Source organism: [Anoxybacillus] calidus (assembly GCF_013760845.1).
In the GTDB taxonomy this organism is placed as follows: Bacteria; Bacillota; Bacilli; order Bacillales; family Anoxybacillaceae; genus Paranoxybacillus; species Paranoxybacillus calidus.
On the sequence record NZ_JACDUU010000005.1, the window covers coordinates 86,949 to 102,982 of the forward strand.

The window sequence follows — 16,034 nt, forward strand, 5'->3', positions numbered from 1 at the left end:
AATGGTTTCGTGATTAATATGTACATTTTATATGAAATTAATTAAGCAAAACATAAGGGGGATAAACGATGAAGGTATTAGTAGTTGGGGCCGGTGCTGTCGGCGGTTATTTCGGAGGACGGTTACTTGAAAAAGGTGTTGACGTAACATTTCTTGTCCGTGAAAGACGGAGGAAGCACCTACAAGAACGAGGATTGGTCATTAAAAGCATTCATGGAGATGTGGTTTTATTCCCAAAGACATTACAGACAGGTGAAAAAGCGGACGATTTTGATGTTGTCATCTTTTCGAATAAGGCATATCATTTGTCGGAAGCGATTCGCGATGTAAAGCCATATGTCGGCGAGAAGACACTTATTTTACCATTGTTAAACGGGATGGCTCATATGGATGTACTTTGGACAGAATTTGGAAGAGACAACGTATTAGGCGGCTTATGTTTTATCGAAACAACGTTAGACGAACAAGGAACCATTATTCAAACAAGTGCATCTCATGACGTGAAATTTGGTGAATGGTCGGGAGAAATAACGGGACGGATAAAAGAGCTCGAACAATTGTTTTCTAATTGTAATGCGTGCTTTCGTTTAAGTGAACACATTGTAACAGATATGTGGCATAAATATTTATTTATTGCGACAATGTCCGGAGTAACGACATTATTCCGCACTCCTATTGGCCCGATTCGTAGCGGGGAGTATGGTCAAGAAATTCTTTTATCGCTGTTAAAAGAAATCGCTAGTATTATGCGGGCGCACGGGGCACCGATTGACGAACAAATTGAAGCGAAGCAACTGGCGCAAATGAATGAAATGATGCCGGAAATGAAATCTTCGATGCAGCGAGATATGGAAAAAGGATATATGGTAGAAGCGGATCACTTACAAGGGTATTTATTGAAACTGGCGAAGCAATATCAGATTGATACACCGCTGTTAAAAGTGATTTATCATCATTTAAAAATTTATGAGCAAAATCAAATTCACTATTAAATGTATTTTTGGATTTTCTATAAAAAGTAAACAATCATTTTTGGACATGAGATGTTGAAAGTAGATTGAATCGGCGTTTCTGCTAAGCTGGCATGTCCGAAATCATGGAAATGTCCACCCTTTGAAGTATGGTTTAGTGACTATAACAGAGGTGGACTTTTTTATATCCTTATATGTTGCGCAATATATTGATTTATGAGATGGATATTTTTTCTTTAAACAAAACAAATGGTATATTAACATGGTATTATAGTTTTAAATTATGATGCGTTGTTTTGAAAGCGGTTTAATATGTAATTGCAAGTGCATGAGAAGAGGAGGATACAGCCTTGAATAAAGCATGGTGGAAAGAAGCGGTTGCTTATCAAATTTATCCGAGGAGTTTTATGGATTCCAACGGTGATGGAATTGGCGATTTGCGTGGAATTATGCAAAAGCTTGATTATTTAAAAGACCTTGGAATCGATGTCATATGGATTTGCCCGATTTATAAATCGCCAAATGCCGATAATGGCTATGATATTAGCGATTATCAAGCGATTATGGAAGAGTTTGGAACAATGCAAGACTTTGATTTGCTGCTTGAAGAAATTCATAAACGCGGCATGAAAGTCATTCTTGACCTTGTAATTAACCATACAAGCGATGAACATCCATGGTTCATTGAATCGCGTTCATCGAAAGATAATCCAAAACGCGATTGGTATATTTGGCGTGACGGCAAAAACGGCAAGGAGCCGAATAACTGGGAAAGCATTTTTGACGGCTCAGCTTGGGAATATGATGAAAAAACTGGCCAATATTATTTGCATGTCTTCGCGACAAAACAACCCGATTTAAACTGGGAAAATGAAGAAGTGCGCCGTGCCTTGTATGACATGATTCATTGGTGGTTAGATAAAGGAATCGATGGGTTCCGCGTCGATGCCATTTCACATATTAAGAAAAAACCAGGACTACCAGATTTACCAAATCCGAAAGGGCTCGATTATGTTCCCTCTTTTGATGGACATATGAACCAAGAAGGGATTATGGATTATTTAAAAGAGCTTAAAATGCAAACGTTTGCGCATTATGATATTATGACAGTCGGTGAAGCGAACGGGGTGAAAATCGAACAAGCAGAAGAATGGGTCGGCGAAAAAGACGGCATTTTTAATATGATTTTCCAATTTGAGCATTTAGGGCTTTGGGAGAAAGGAACAGGTGGCGGAGTCGATGTTCGCCAGCTAAAGCGAACGCTCACAAAATGGCAAAAAGGATTAGAAAACCTCGGCTGGAATGCTCTATTCCTTGAAAACCACGACCAGCCTCGCTCTGTTTCGACGTGGGGAAATGACAAAGAATATCTTGTGGAAAGTGCGAAGGTGCTTGGTGCTATGTATTTTCTTATGCAAGGAACCCCGTTTATTTATCAAGGACAAGAGATTGGCATGACAAATGTCCGTTTTGAGAGCATTGATGAATATGATGATGTAGCCATGAAAAATTTTTACCGCATTGAAACAGAAAAAGGTCGCTCTCATGAAGAGATCATGGAAGTTATTTGGAGAAAAGGGCGTGACAATTCACGCACACCGATGCAATGGTCTGCGGAAACAAATGCTGGCTTCACGACTGGGACACCGTGGATGGGCGTCAATGAAAACTATAAGGAAATTAATGTAGAAAAACAATTAAAAGATCCTAACTCTGTTCTGAACTTCTATAAAAAAATGATTCGCCTTCGTAAGGAAAATGAAGTTCTTATTTACGGAACATATGATTTAATTTTAGAAAAAGATAAAGCGATTTACGCATACACAAGAACACTTGGAAACGAAAAAGCAGTGATTATTGTCAATATGACGGATAAACCGGCTCTTTATCGCTATGAAGGCATTAAATTGTCTTCTGAACATTTAGTTCTGCAAAACTATGATGTAAAGCCGCACAAAAATGCGACGCGCTTTAAGCTGAAGCCATACGAGGCGCGGGTGTATTTGTTGAAATAGAAGGGGCTGCCCCGTCAGTGTCTGACCTCATGTGTATTTCACAATATAGAGTGCATTGATCCAATGATATGTCCTGTATATTGTGCTGTGGGGTCTGACACTTTACTTGAGGGGCAGCCTCTTTCATTTCAATTGGTAGCTATTTTATATCCTTCAGTCATTTCTTTCAGTTTTGGCACTGGAGATAGAAGAAGTATGATGGCAGATAATATGAATCCAAAACCAAAGATGAGTAACGTTAGCTTTATGCTTATCCAACTTCCTAATATGCCGCCGGCAAATGCTCCAATCGGCATAAATCCCCTTGATATAAACCGGTTGCTTGCGTTTACTCTGCCTAATAAATGATTGGGAGTGATAGTTTGTCTAAGGCTGACTTGAGTAATGAAGTAAACCGTGCTGCCGATACTAGACAGTAATTGTCCGAAACAAAGCAAGATCAATTTGGTGTATGGGTTTACTTGAGCAGGGATGAGAGGGACGATGATGGAACCGAACAAAATAAAAATACAAGAAACTATTAACGTTTTCCCAATTCCTAACGATTGAATGAACTTATTTGTAATAAATGAGCCAAGCAATGCCCCAACGCTTCCCAAGCCTAAAATTAAGCCGAGAGAAAATGAGGAAATTCCTAAGAAGTTGACTACATACAAGATGTACACAGCTCCAAACGCACTGCCGCAAAAATTCAAAATGGCGGTGCTAAAGGTAATCGATTTGAAAATTGGTTCTTTTAAAATGATCGCTAAGCCTTCTTTTATGGCTTTAAAGATGTTTTTATTGTTAGTCGGATGAATTTGTTCATCACTGTTAACAAAATGAATGAGAATAGTAGAAATTAAAAAACTAATAGCGTCTATGATGATAGCAAAAGGAGCAGTTAATATAGCGATAAGTCCACCAGCAAGGGAAGGACCGGCAATACTTGAGATAGAACGGCTTGCCTCTAGTTTGCTATTAGCTGCAGCAAGATGATTGGTTGGAATAACGGACGGTATGTACGATAAATAAGCCAGTTCAAAAATCATACTTGCTGTAGCTGTTAAAAAAATAACAACGTACAAATGATAAATGCTTAATATATCAAAAAAATACAGAAGTGGGATTGTTAACAGGAGAGCGGCAGATATCACGTTTGCATACAGTAAAAACGGCTTTCTTTTGGTGCGGTCAATCCATACGCCGACAAATAAGCTAAATAAGAAGAATGGTAATGAATGAAGCGCTTGAAGAATTCCCATTTGAAAGGAGGTTGCATTCAAAATGGTGACCGCCGTAAGTGGGATCGCGATCATAGAAATTTGTGAACCGAACAAGGAATTTGTTTGCCCGTACCATAGTAATTGAAAGTTTTTGTTTTTCACCGTATTCACCTACTCAAAATGGATTAAAATTTGATATATTTATATTTTACCATAAATTAGAAAAACAATTATGTTTCTACTTCATTGAATTCGGCATAGTCTAAGTTTACATCGCTGTAAATGCTCGACATTCTTGAGCGCAATGTTGAGATAGGAATTTTATGATGTTTGGTGAATATGTTTAGAGGGGAATTTAAATGAAGGAGGCTGTGATCATGGATGTTCGTTACCCTATTGGTAAACTTGAAATACCACAATCTTTCAATGAACAAGATGTGAGAAACTGGATTGAGGAAATTAAAGCATTGCCAAAGAGATTGCGTGAAGCTGTGAGTGGTCTTGATGGGGAACAATTAAACACTTCTTACCGTGAATGCGGATGGACGGTTGCTCAAGTTGTTCATCATCTGGCAGATGCCCATATGAACGCGTTTATTCGCACGAAGCTTATTATCACAGAAGATCTTCCTACTGTGAAACCTTTTGAAGAGAACGACTGGGCGGAAACAGCTGAGGCTCGTTCTTTTCCCATTGAAGCGTCTCTTAAATTATTAGAAGGGCTTCATGAGCGTTGGGGAGCTTTGCTTGAATCGTTAGAGCCGGAACAGTTTCAGCGCAAGCTTTATCATCCGGCACTAAAAACGACGATGGATTTGTACAAATGCGTGGCGATGTACGCTTGGCACGGCAAGCATCATGTGGCGCATATTAAAAATTTGCGAGCACAGAAAGGGTGGTAAACAAAAAACGGACATCAATTTCGATGTCCGTTATCTCCGTGAATGCACTTCATATATCGCAAATTTTAAGTAGTCCCCTTCATCGGCAGCAAGCAGTTTTGGATGATCATAGCCAGCACTGCTCCAATGAATTTGCCGTAAGATTTTTTTTGCATCAAATGCTGCATCTTCAATCATTGCTTGGAACATATCGGCATGGACGTGATACGAACAGCTTGCCGTTACAAAAAAGCCGCCATCTTTTACAAGCTTTAAGCCGTTTAAATTAATGTCTTTATATCCTCCAAGCGCTTTTGGCACCGCATGTGCCGATTTCGCAAATGCTGGCGGGTCAATGATGACAACGTCCCATTTTTTCCCTTCTTGTACCGCTTCACGCAAGTAATCGAACGCATTAGCGACGACGAAATCAACGTTTGTAAATCCGTTTAATGCCGCATTGCGTTTCGCTGTCTCGATGGCGTGTTCAGAAATATCGACAGCGGTAACATGCTTAGCACCGTATAGGCAAGCATTTAACATAAAGGAGCCCGTATGTGTAAAGCAGTCAAGTACGGTTGTGTTTTTGTCAATAAGCGGTTTGATAGCAGCGCGGTTTTGGCGTTGATCAAAGAAAAAGCCTGTTTTTTGCCCGTTTTCAATATCAACAATATATTTAACGCCATTTTCTTCAATAAGTACCTCTGTTTCAGACTCACCGTACCAAAATCCTTTTTCTTGCTCCAATCCTTCTAGTTCGCGAACATATACGTCATTTCGCAAGTAAATCGCTTTCGGATTAAATACCTCAAGCAATCCTTTTAAAATCCAATCTTTCCGTTTTTCCATGCCAAGGGAGAGAATTTGTACAACTAAGACGTCTTCGTATTTATCCACAATCAATCCTGGCAAAAAGTCCGCTTCTCCATAAATCGCACGACATGAACGAACGCCTGGAATCATTCGCTCGCGGTAAGCCCAAGCTTTGCGGATTCGTTCAATAAAAAACTGCTCGTTTAATTCGTCTTCTGGATTTTGCGTAAGGACGCGCACAATCATTTGCGACTTTGGATTGATGTAGCCTTTCGCTAAAAAATAGTTTTGATGGTTATATACATCAACGAAGTCTCCCGGTTCAAAATCTCCTTCAATATAATCAACTTCACTTTGGAATACCCAAGGATGGCCTTGTTCGAGCCGTTTTTTTCGTTTTCGTTTCAAAAAAACTTTCGCCACGTTCTCAACTCCATTAATCATAGTTTGCCTTATCTATGATACAAAATGAAAGGGAAACAAGCAATGTTTGGCCATATTTGTTGTTAGGTGATAAGTATAAAAAGAAATTGTATAAAAATTCTTGACAACGATTTGAAAGCGTAGTTATGATAAACTCAAATAAATAAAAGTGAATAAATGACGAATTCCACTAGGGGGGCCTTTAGATAGGCTGAGATCAAAGTGTGCCTTTGAGACCCTTAGAACCTGATCTGGATCATACCAGCGTAGGGAAGTGGAAGTGGCGGAGTTGTACATTTATACTACCAGGTATTTCCAACCACTTTCTTTACGCTTGTAAAGAAAGTGGTTTTTTGTTTGGGTAAAACACAGAAATCAGGGCCCTGTTCTGTGTTTTCCATAAAGCGATTTTTAATCTTTGGAGGGAACGCTATGTCATTTGCAAAACAGCTGCGCCAAGCGGCAGATTCCATTTGGGAAGCGAGTTTTCAACACCCGTTTGTAACGGAGTTAGGTAATGGAACGCTTGATTTAAAATGTTTTCGTTATTACGTTTTGCAAGATTCGTATTATTTAAGTCATTTTGCGAGAGTTCAGGCGTTGGGGGCAGCGAAAGCCGCTGATTTACAGACAACTGACCGTATGGCGCATCATGCGCAAAATACGTATCAGGCAGAATTATCTTTACATGAAAACTTCGCGAAAAAGTTAGGGATTACTGAGGAAGAAAAAGCTTCCTTTATTCCTGCTCCGACCGCATATGCATACACGTCGCATATGTATCGCGCGGCTTATGAAGGACATTTAGGAGATATTATTGCGGCAATTTTGCCGTGCTACTGGCTTTATTACGAAATTGGTGAACGCTTGAAAGATTGCAAGCCGGAAGAGCCAATCTATCAAGAGTGGATTGCTGCTTACGGTTCTGAATGGTTCCGCAGTTTAGTGGAAGAACAAATCGTTCGCTTGGACGCCATCGCTGAATTAGTTACAGAAGCAGACAGAAAGCGAATGGAACAACACTTTATCATCAGCAGTCAGTACGAATATGCCTTTTGGGAAATGGCTTATCGCCTAGAAACATGGCCAGTTGAAGGAAAGGAGATAGCAGTACATGCAAACGAATAAAGGATTGAAATTAGCTGATATTCTAACAACCGTTGTCATTTCGATTGTATTTGGCATTGTCTACAAATTATGGGGGCCGTTTTATTATTCTGTTAAACCTTTTGGTTTGCATATCGATCAACTTGTATATGGAATGTGGTTTATCGCGGCCACAGTTGCCTATCTCATTATTCGTAAACCGGGTGTAGCGCTTCTTGCAGAAATCGCAGCTTCTTCGGGCGAATTTATTATGGGTTCTGAATGGGGACTTGAGGTATTGATTTATGGATTGATACAAGGATTATTTGCAGAGCTTGTGTTTGCTGCATTTCGCTATAAGCGTTTTGATGTATTCGTTGTTTCTTTGGCTGCCGCTTCTTCAACCATTGGCTCGCTCATTATGGACCTTTACAAAGGATATATTGAGGAACTGGCTGTTTGGAATCTTACATTGTTTATTGGTGCCCGTTTCATTGGTGCCATCATCATCTCAGGAATCTTTGCTCATTCTCTTGTAAAAGCATTAGAAAAAACAGGTGTGACACAAATGGTGCGTCCTGCATCGAAAGAAGATTATGATGCATTGAATCGCTAGAAGGTGAATGAATGGAAAAAGTAGCTTTTGTCGAAAAACTACGGTTAAAATTTCCCGGCAGAGACACATTATTATTTAAAGATTTATCCGTTTCTTTTCATAAAGGAGAAAGAGTATTGCTGCTAGGACCTTCAGGGTGTGGGAAATCAACTTTGCTGCAAGTAATGGCAGGGTTGATTCCCCATTCAATTGATATACCGATGAAGGTGGAAAACATTTTAATCCCTAAAAAATGGGGATATGTGTTCCAAGATCCTGATACGCAGTTTTGTATGCCGTTTGTCGATGAAGAAATTGCGTTTGTCCTTGAAAATCTAGGAGTGCCCCGAGAGAAGATGAAGGAACGAATCAATGAACTGTTAGAGCTCGTTGATTTACGACTTCCAAATCCTCATGTGAATATTCAAACATTATCAGGAGGAATGAAGCAGCGGCTTGCCATTGCTTCTACATTTGCATTGAATCCCGACGTTTTATTTTTAGATGAACCGACGGCCATGCTTGATGAAGAAGGAACGAAAACCGTTTGGGAAACGATTAAACAAATTGCTGACGATAAAACGATTATTATTGTTGAACATAAAATTGAACATGTTCTCGATTTTGTCGAACGCATAATTTTGTTTAATCACGCTGGAGAAATTGTTGCAGATGGCGAGGCAGAAACGATTTTTCGAGAATATAAGAATGTGATTCAACAGCAAGGAATTTGGTATCCCGATGTTTGGAACGATTATATAAAGAACCGTTTACAACGTCCTGCGTTCCATCCACAAACGGAGATTCTTCGCCTGCAAGATTTTAAAGGCTACCGAAATAAAGAAGTGAAAATCCGTATCGATGAAGCGGTTATTTATGCGGGAGAGTGGATTGCTGTTACAGGAGAAAATGGAGCTGGAAAAAGCACGTTACTGCATGCCATTATGGGGTTAATTCGTACAGATGGAATTTGCACACTATATGGTAAGGCTATTCAGAAAATAAAAAATATAGCAAATCATATCGCCTTTGTGTTTCAAAATCCGGAGTTTCAATTTGTCACGAACTCGGTGTATGAAGAAATTGCCTATACGCTTCGTCTGCAAAAAGGAGCAGAACTTGAAATAGAAGACACTGTTACTTCGATGCTAAAAATGTTTCATTTAGAAGACCAAAAGCAGCAACACCCGTATCAGCTATCAATGGGGCAAAAGCGTCGATTAAGTGTAGCAGCTTCGATTGTAAATGGACAAAAATTACTGTTGTTAGATGAGCCGACATTTGGACAAGATGCGAAAAACACATTTGCTTTGTTAGAACTTTTAGAAGAGTACCGCAGACAAGGTTCAACCATTATCATGGTTACCCATGATGAACATATCGTTGAATATTTTGCGACAAGAAGATGGGAAATTGAAAATGGTTGTTTAATCCGCGATGAGTCACTCATATCTTACCGTTCTGATAGCACTGTATTGAGTGTTTGAAAGGGGGGAGGAGCGGTGAGATTAGATATAAATTATCGTGAAACATGGCTTCACCGAATTAATCCAAGTTTAAAACTCATAGTAATGACTATCTTGTTCATCGGTGTTCTGTTTATTCATAACCCGAATGTATTGATGAATTTAACGCTTGGCTTTTTGCTGCTACTGTTTGCGTTTGCAGGTTATCCATTGAAATATCTCTTATTATTTCTTTTACCGTTTTTGTTTATTTTTGTTTCGACAGCCGTATCAATGATTCTTTTCGGTAACGGTCAAACAACATGGTTTCAATGGGGGCTTATTCATATTACCGAAGAAAGCTTTTTTCGCGGATTGCATCTTGGATTCCGCGCATTTATTTTTGCGCTACTTGGCCTTATCTTTTCGTTAACAACAAGGCCGGTCTACTTATTTTACTCACTCATGCAGCAGCTAAAATTAAAGCCGAAATATGCCTACAGCTTTTTAGCAGGCATTCGTCTCATTCCGATTATGCTTGAGGAATTTCAAACGGTGCAAAACGCTTTGAAAGTGAGAGGAGCGGCGGAAAAAAGCAACGTTTTTCAAAAAATAAAACGGTACGCCATTCCGCTTCTTTCCCAAAGCATTCGCCGCGCGCAGCGAATCGCGATCGCCATGGAAGCCAAACGTTTTTCCCAGACAGTGAGCAGAACGTTTTACTATGAAATCGGTTTTAGTAAATATGACGTAGTATTTGCTATCTATATCGTTGTGATTAGCCTGCTGTCCTACTATCTATCTACTATTTATCCGTACATTCCGATTACCGATGTACGCTAGAAAGTGGGGATGTTTGTGGGAGAGTTTCATGTCATATCGACGGGGCAGCAGTCAAATGAGCAGTTAATCGAAATCATTACACACATTCACTCTTATGTCGATGCCATCCATTTAAGAGAAAAAAAGAAAACAGCAAAAGAGTTGACGGAGCTGCTTTCTGTATTAATAACCAAAGGAGTGCCGGTAGAAAAATTAATCATCAATGATCGAGTGGATGTAGCGGTTGTATGCGGAGCAGCCGGGGTTCAGCTTGCTTACCATAGTCTAAATGTGAAAACGGTTAAAGAACACTTTCCTTCATTGCATGTCGGCTGCTCCGTTCATTCATTGGAAGAAGCACAAGAAGCAGAGCGGGACGGAGCGGATTATTGTCTATACGGTCATATTTTTTCGACTGATTGTAAGCCGGGGCTTACACCGCGAGGGATTTCTGAGTTGGAGAAAATTATAAAACAAACAAGAATTCCTGTTGTTGCGATTGGCGGAATCAAGCCGGATAACGTTGAGTATGTGCTGCAGGCAGGAGCAAAGGGAATTGCGGTCATGTCGGGGGTATTTCTCGCCGATAATCCGGTTGCTGCGGCTCGAACCTATGCAAGCATCCTAAGAAATTGGAGGGGAAAGCATGAATCGCAAAGGCTATGATGTTGCGATTGTCGGCGGCGGAATTATTGGATGCTCGATCGCATTTCAATTAGCGAAACGTCACTTAAGTGTAGTTGTAGTAGAAAAAGAGAGAATGGTCAGTCAAGCTTCAAGTGCCGCAGCTGGGATGCTTGGGGCACAATCGGAATTTGCAAGCGATCATCCGCTCATTCCGTTAGCTTTGAAAAGTCGTGAAATGTTCCCGCAGTTAGCTGATGAGTTGAAAGAACTTACAGGTATTGATATCGGTTTAGTGCAAAAAGGGTTACTCAAACTCGCTTTTACTGAGAGCGAAGAGAACGAATTGCAACAACAGTATGAGTTTTGGAAACGGTTTGATTCAAATGTGCGTTGGCTAACGATAAACGAACTTCGAGAATTAGAGCAGAATGTCACTGAAGAAGTAGCTGGTGCGATGTATATCCCGAATGATGGACAAGTGCGGGCTGATGATTTATCGCTGGCATTTGCTAAAGCGGCTTCCGCTTATGGGGCGGAGCTAAGAGAATATACAGAAGTGATCTCGCTTGTTACAGAAAATGATAGAGTATGCGGAGTTATAACGAACAGAGGAACAATTGATGCGAATATAGTAATAGTGGCAGCTGGCGCATGGTCTGCTCGGTTGTTAAAGCAAACAGGGCTGGAACTTCATATGTATCCTGTCAAAGGAGAATGCTTCTCTGTCATTACGGAACAACCGCTGCTTGAAGCCACGGTGTTCGCCAAAAACGGTTGCTACATCGTTCCAAAAAAAGAAAATCGCCTTTGGATTGGGGCTACGTCTACCCCGAATATGTTCGACAAACAGGCATCTGTCCAAGGCATTTATCGTTTGCTTGAACGAGCGCAGCAAATCATGCCAAAGCTTGCGGAAGCAAAATGGGAAAAAGCATGGGCTGGTATTCGTCCGCAAACCGGTGATGGTTTGCCATATATCGGAGAACATCCATGCTATAGAGGACTATGGGCTGCAACTGGCCACTATCGAAACGGAATTTTGCTTAGTCCCATTACAGGAGTATTGTTAGCCGAGTTAATCACCGAGGAAAAAGTAGATATTGATATTTCTAGTTTCTCATTGGTTAAAAAAATGACATTTACCACTTAGGAGGAAGCGCGGTGGAGATTATTATTAATGGAGACAAGATTCTGCTGCCTGAAAGCGTAAAAACAGTTTCAGACTTACTGTCTCATTTTCAATTAAACAACAAAATTGCGATTGTCGAAGTGAACTTAAACATTATCAATAAACAGGATTATGAAATAACAACATTATCAAATGGCGATAAAGTAGAAATTGTTCATTTTGTAGGAGGTGGTTGATATGTTGAAAATTGGTCCTTATGAATTTCAATCAAGGCTGTTATTAGGAACAGGAAAGTATCCGAATTTTGATATTCAAAAAGAAGCGGTAGAAGTGTCAGGGACAGAGATTTTGACGTTCGCTGTCCGCCGTATGAACATTTTTGAGCCGAATCAGCCGAATTTTTTAGAGAAGCTGGATTTAAAAAAATATAAACTGCTCCCTAATACAGCAGGAGCGACAACGGCGGAAGAAGCGGTGCGCATTGCAAGGCTGGCAAAAGCGTCGGGTTTATGTGATATGATTAAAGTCGAAGTGATTGGTTGTCCGAAAACCTTGCTCCCTGATCCGGTAGAAACATTAAAGGCAGCCGCAATACTATTAGAAGAAGGGTTTATCGTTTTGCCTTATACTTCAGATGATGTCATTTTAGCCAAACGTCTGCAGGAGCTGGGATGCCACGCTATTATGCCTGGAGCATCTCCAATCGGTTCAGGACAAGGAATTATTAATCCGCTAAATATTAGTTTAATTATTGAGCAGGCAACCGTTCCTGTCATTGTTGATGCGGGAATCGGCAGTCCAGCTGATGCTGCTTTGGCAATGGAGTTAGGTGCAGATGGTGTATTATTAAATACAGCAGTAGCTGGCGCAAAAAACCCGGTGAAAATGGCAAAAGCAATGAAATTAGCCATTGAAGCAGGCCGCCTTGGCTATGAAGCAGGGCGAATTCCGAAAAAGCGTTACGCGACTGCAAGTAGTCCAATGGAAGGAATGAGTGTTGTTTGACAGACCGTTATTCACGGCAGGAATTGTTTGCACCGATTGGCAAAGAGGGACAGAAAAAAATTGCAGCCAAACACGTGCTTATTATTGGTGCAGGAGCGTTAGGGACGGGAAATGCAGAAGCGTTCGTACGAGCAGGAATTGGCAAAATTACTATTATTGACCGCGATTACGTTGAGTGGAGTAACTTGCAAAGGCAGCAATTGTACAGCGAAGAAGATGCGAAGGAACGTCTACCTAAGGCGATTGCCGCCAAACAACGTCTTGAACGGATAAACTCAAATGTGGTCATTGAAGCGATTGTCGGTGATGCGACCGCAAGAGAATTACAGTTAATCATGGAAGAAAATAAGCCGCATTTAATCATTGACGCTACCGATAACTTTGAGACGAGAATGGTCATTAACGATATTTCACAAAAATATCGGATTCCGTGGATTTATGGCGCTTGCGTTGGAAGTTATGGCATTAGTTACGTCATTCTTCCAGGAAAAACACCTTGTTTAAATTGTTTGCTTGAAACGGTGCCACTGGGCGGTTTAACGTGTGACACGGCGGGAATTATTAGCCCGGCCGTGCAGATGGTCGTTGCCTATCAAGTAACGGAAGCATTGAAAATTCTTGTGGAAGATTGGAAGTCGCTGCGAAATAAGCTGGTTTCTTTTGATTTATGGAAAAATCAGCATACCGCGATTCGTGTTGATAAAGTAAAAAAAGTGACTTGTCCGTCTTGTGGCGAAAAACCTACATATCCGTATCTTTCTTATGATCTGCAAACAAAAACAGCGGTGCTTTGCGGCAGAGATTCGGTACAAATCCGCCCTGCTGTCCGACAAGACCGCGATTTAGGAGAACTTGCCGAATTGCTTGCGAAACAAGGGATACAAGTCGAGAAAAATCCATATCTTCTCTCGTTTACGGCCGACGGGCACCGTCTTGTTGTTTTTAAAGACGGACGTGTTTTAGTCCATGGAACAAAGGATATGATCGAAGCGAAGACGTTATATAACCGTTATTTAGGATAATGTCGTCCTCGACCGCGGAACGATTGTTGAACACGGCACGCATGATGAGTGGATGAAAAAAGAAAGTGAAATATGATCCATGTATCAACTTCAGTATGGACAGAACGATGGCGGGATAATAATAGGCTGACTCAAAAGTAAAGTGCCAGGCCCACAACACAATGTATAGGACATAATTTAGATAAATAAGCGATATATTGTGCCATACACGTGAGGTCAGACACTTACGGGTCAGCTTCTTTTTTAGATCGGCGTGTTCATAAAATATTCACTCCATAGTCAAAAAAATGTACGATTTGTTGCGATTGTACGATGAAGCGGTGTGTTACCCTATTAAGGGGATTCTATTCATAACGGAGGGGACGGCAAGATGGAAGAATGGTCTGTTACGTTCAATATCGCTTCCTTGATGATCTTATCTTATTTTATCGGCGTGTGTTTATGGGAAACATAAAGAGATACTGCGGAATTTGATCCGCAGTTTTTTCTTTATTAAAACATCATTTCAACGAGCACCAGAGATATTCTTAAAATAATCTTTCACTTCAAACGGCTGGTAAGAGAGTTATGTAGGAGGCATTCAAATGTAGGGACATTTTCATTTTCTGAAAAATTTGCTATCATAATACATATAAATATATTGGATATTAATAATAAAGTAACAATTTGGGAGTGTGAATATTCCTTGGGAGAATTGCCTCTGAGCCTGTTTGGGCTGATTCTTTTTCTTATTATTTTATCTGCTTTCTTTTCCTCCGCGGAAACCGCTTTTTCCTGTGTGAATAAAATTAGGTTAAAAAACTATGTTGAGGAAAATCGACACGGCAGCAAAAAAGCGTTATACATTACGGAAAATTTGGATACAGCTTTATTAACTGTCCTTGTTGCCAATAACATTGTAAATATCGTAGCCGTCTCCATTGCTGCTAAAGTTGCAATGGATATATTTGGTGGGAATATGGGGTTATTCCTCAGCATGGTTGGAATGACAACTCTTATTTTAATATTTAGTGAAATTTTGCCGAAGTCGTTCGCGAAAGAAAATGCAGAATCCCTTTCTCTAAAATACTCGGGGATTGTCTATGTGTTAGTAAAGCTTTTAGCGCCAATTACCATTTTCTTTGCGATGTTAAAAACGAAATTTACAACATGGCTTACCCATGGCATTTCCGTTCCTGCTGTTACGGAAGAGGAAATTAAAGTGATGATTGATTTAAGCGAGGAAGAGGGAGTCATTGATAATAAAGAAAAAGAGCTTGTACATCGTTCGCTTGATTTTAATGATATTTTAGTTGGCGAGATTTTTACACCGCGCATTGATATGGTGGCGGTGGAAGTAAATCGGCCAATTGAGGAAATTCGCGACCTTTTTCTTCGAGAAAAATATTCACGTATTCCGGTTTATGAAGATGACATTGATAATGTCATTGGGATATTATCAGAGAGCGACTTTTTCAGCCAGCTTATTCAACAAAAAGAAGTCAATATTCGTGAATTGTTAAGACAACCGTTATTCGTTGTCGAATCGATGAAGATTTCGGCATTGCTCCCAGAGCTACAAAAGAGCAAAGTGCATATGGCGATTGTCGTCGATGAATTTGGCGGCACATCAGGCTTAATTACATTAGAAGATATTCTTGAACAAATCGTTGGTGAGATATGGGACGAACATGATGAAGCGGTAAAAACCATTCATAAGATCGATGATTTTCAATATGAATTTAACGCAGAACTGCCGCTCGATGAATTTTGCCAAATCATGAAAATTACCGAGCCGGAAAGCTCTTCACATACATTAGGCGGATGGGTATTCGAAACATTTGCCCGCATTCCAAACGTTGGCGAAAAATTTAATTATGAATCGTTAACGTTAACAGTAAGACAAGTGGAGAACAGACGAATTCGTAAAGTGCTTGTTCGGATTAATGAGCCAGTCAGTGAAAGCATCTAAAGCGTTCTCATGTAAGTCAGACCTCTTGAATAAGTGGAGGGGTC

The 16,034-nt window shown here is 40.3% G+C and carries 15 protein-coding genes and 1 riboswitch; of the genes, 13 read left to right on the plus strand and 2 right to left on the minus strand.

Annotated features, from left to right (window positions below; all coding sequences use genetic code 11):
• Window positions 1–68 precede the first annotated feature (68 nt).
• Together HNQ85_RS10990 and HNQ85_RS10995 are read left to right on the plus strand one after the other, a co-directional pair.
• The gene (locus HNQ85_RS10990; protein ID WP_181537767.1) at window positions 69–992 is read left to right on the plus strand and encodes a ketopantoate reductase family protein; all 924 of its coding nucleotides are present in this window, start codon (window positions 69–71) and stop codon (window positions 990–992) included.
• Between the two features lie 329 nt (window positions 993–1,321).
• Window positions 1,322–2,986, plus strand: coding sequence for a glycoside hydrolase family 13 protein (locus tag HNQ85_RS10995; protein ID WP_181537768.1), 1,665 nt, complete (start codon window positions 1,322–1,324; stop codon window positions 2,984–2,986).
• A gap of 128 nt (window positions 2,987–3,114) precedes the next feature.
• Here the strand turns inward: HNQ85_RS10995 and HNQ85_RS11000 are convergent, their stop codons facing one another.
• Complete coding sequence (locus HNQ85_RS11000; RefSeq protein ID WP_181537769.1) at window positions 3,115–4,353, minus strand: MFS transporter; 1,239 nt, start codon at window positions 4,351–4,353, stop codon at window positions 3,115–3,117.
• A gap of 197 nt (window positions 4,354–4,550) precedes the next feature.
• On the opposite strand from HNQ85_RS11000, the gene HNQ85_RS11005 reads away from it, so the two are divergent.
• A complete protein-coding gene (locus tag HNQ85_RS11005; RefSeq protein ID WP_181537770.1) occupies window positions 4,551–5,093 on the plus strand; it encodes a YfiT family bacillithiol transferase in 543 nt (180 codons plus the stop codon).
• A gap of 30 nt (window positions 5,094–5,123) precedes the next feature.
• Here the strand turns inward: HNQ85_RS11005 and HNQ85_RS11010 are convergent, their stop codons facing one another.
• Window positions 5,124–6,308, minus strand: coding sequence for a class I SAM-dependent methyltransferase (locus tag HNQ85_RS11010; protein WP_181537771.1), 1,185 nt, complete (start codon window positions 6,306–6,308; stop codon window positions 5,124–5,126).
• Window positions 6,309–6,490: 182 nt separating this feature from the next.
• Window positions 6,491–6,598, plus strand: a riboswitch (TPP riboswitch).
• 142 nt (window positions 6,599–6,740) lie between these two features.
• On the opposite strand from HNQ85_RS11010, the gene tenA reads away from it, so the two are divergent.
• From tenA to HNQ85_RS11060, 10 genes are all read left to right on the plus strand, one after another.
• Window positions 6,741–7,436, plus strand: coding sequence for a thiaminase II (gene tenA / locus HNQ85_RS11015; protein WP_181537772.1), 696 nt, complete (start codon window positions 6,741–6,743; stop codon window positions 7,434–7,436).
• Entirely contained in the window at window positions 7,423–8,010 is a 588-nt protein-coding gene (locus HNQ85_RS11020; protein WP_181537773.1) for an ECF transporter S component, read from the plus strand. The genes tenA and HNQ85_RS11020 overlap by 14 nt, the downstream gene beginning before the upstream one ends.
• An 11-nt stretch (window positions 8,011–8,021) precedes the next feature.
• Complete coding sequence (locus HNQ85_RS11025; protein ID WP_181537774.1) at window positions 8,022–9,476, plus strand: ABC transporter ATP-binding protein; 1,455 nt, start codon at window positions 8,022–8,024, stop codon at window positions 9,474–9,476.
• Between the two features lie 15 nt (window positions 9,477–9,491).
• The gene (locus HNQ85_RS11030) at window positions 9,492–10,277 is read left to right on the plus strand and encodes a CbiQ family ECF transporter T component (RefSeq protein WP_181537775.1); all 786 of its coding nucleotides are present in this window, start codon (window positions 9,492–9,494) and stop codon (window positions 10,275–10,277) included.
• A 9-nt stretch (window positions 10,278–10,286) separates the two neighbouring features.
• Window positions 10,287–10,922, plus strand: coding sequence for a thiazole tautomerase TenI (gene tenI, locus HNQ85_RS11035; protein ID WP_181537776.1), 636 nt, complete (start codon window positions 10,287–10,289; stop codon window positions 10,920–10,922).
• Window positions 10,903–12,033, plus strand: a complete 1,131-nt coding sequence (gene thiO, locus HNQ85_RS11040) for a glycine oxidase ThiO (RefSeq protein WP_181537777.1) — start codon at window positions 10,903–10,905, stop codon at window positions 12,031–12,033. Before tenI ends, thiO begins: the two co-directional genes overlap by 20 nt.
• 11 nt (window positions 12,034–12,044) lie before the next feature.
• Window positions 12,045–12,248 (plus strand): sulfur carrier protein ThiS, encoded by a 204-nt coding sequence (gene thiS / locus HNQ85_RS11045; protein ID WP_181537778.1) that lies wholly within the window; start codon window positions 12,045–12,047, stop codon window positions 12,246–12,248.
• A gap of 1 nt (window position 12,249) precedes the next feature.
• Window positions 12,250–13,017, plus strand: a complete 768-nt coding sequence (locus tag HNQ85_RS11050) for a thiazole synthase (protein ID WP_181537779.1) — start codon at window positions 12,250–12,252, stop codon at window positions 13,015–13,017.
• Window positions 13,014–14,039, plus strand: coding sequence for a thiazole biosynthesis adenylyltransferase ThiF (locus HNQ85_RS11055; RefSeq protein ID WP_181537780.1), 1,026 nt, complete (start codon window positions 13,014–13,016; stop codon window positions 14,037–14,039). The genes HNQ85_RS11050 and HNQ85_RS11055 overlap by 4 nt, the downstream gene beginning before the upstream one ends.
• 685 nt (window positions 14,040–14,724) lie before the next feature.
• Window positions 14,725–15,990 carry a hemolysin family protein gene (locus HNQ85_RS11060; protein WP_181537781.1) on the plus strand — a complete coding sequence of 422 codons (1,266 nt, stop codon included), beginning with the start codon at window positions 14,725–14,727 and terminating at the stop codon, window positions 15,988–15,990.
• The last annotated feature ends 44 nt before the right edge of the window (window positions 15,991–16,034 follow it).

Bases quoted from the DNA above. Each gene is read 5' to 3' on its own strand.
- HNQ85_RS10990 (WP_181537767.1), top strand. From the start codon at position 69: ATGAAGGTATTAGTAGTTGGGGCCGGTGCTGTCGGCGGTTATTTCGGA.
- HNQ85_RS11005 (WP_181537770.1), top strand. From the start codon at position 4,551: ATGAAGGAGGCTGTGATCATGGATGTTCGTTACCCTATTGGTAAACTT.
- tenA (WP_181537772.1), top strand. From the start codon at position 6,741: ATGTCATTTGCAAAACAGCTGCGCCAAGCGGCAGATTCCATTTGGGAA.
- HNQ85_RS11020 (WP_181537773.1), top strand. From the start codon at position 7,423: ATGCAAACGAATAAAGGATTGAAATTAGCTGATATTCTAACAACCGTT.
- HNQ85_RS11025 (WP_181537774.1), top strand. From the start codon at position 8,022: ATGGAAAAAGTAGCTTTTGTCGAAAAACTACGGTTAAAATTTCCCGGC.
- tenI (WP_181537776.1), top strand. From the start codon at position 10,287: ATGTTTGTGGGAGAGTTTCATGTCATATCGACGGGGCAGCAGTCAAAT.
- thiO (WP_181537777.1), top strand. From the start codon at position 10,903: ATGAATCGCAAAGGCTATGATGTTGCGATTGTCGGCGGCGGAATTATT.
- HNQ85_RS11050 (WP_181537779.1), top strand. From the start codon at position 12,250: ATGTTGAAAATTGGTCCTTATGAATTTCAATCAAGGCTGTTATTAGGA.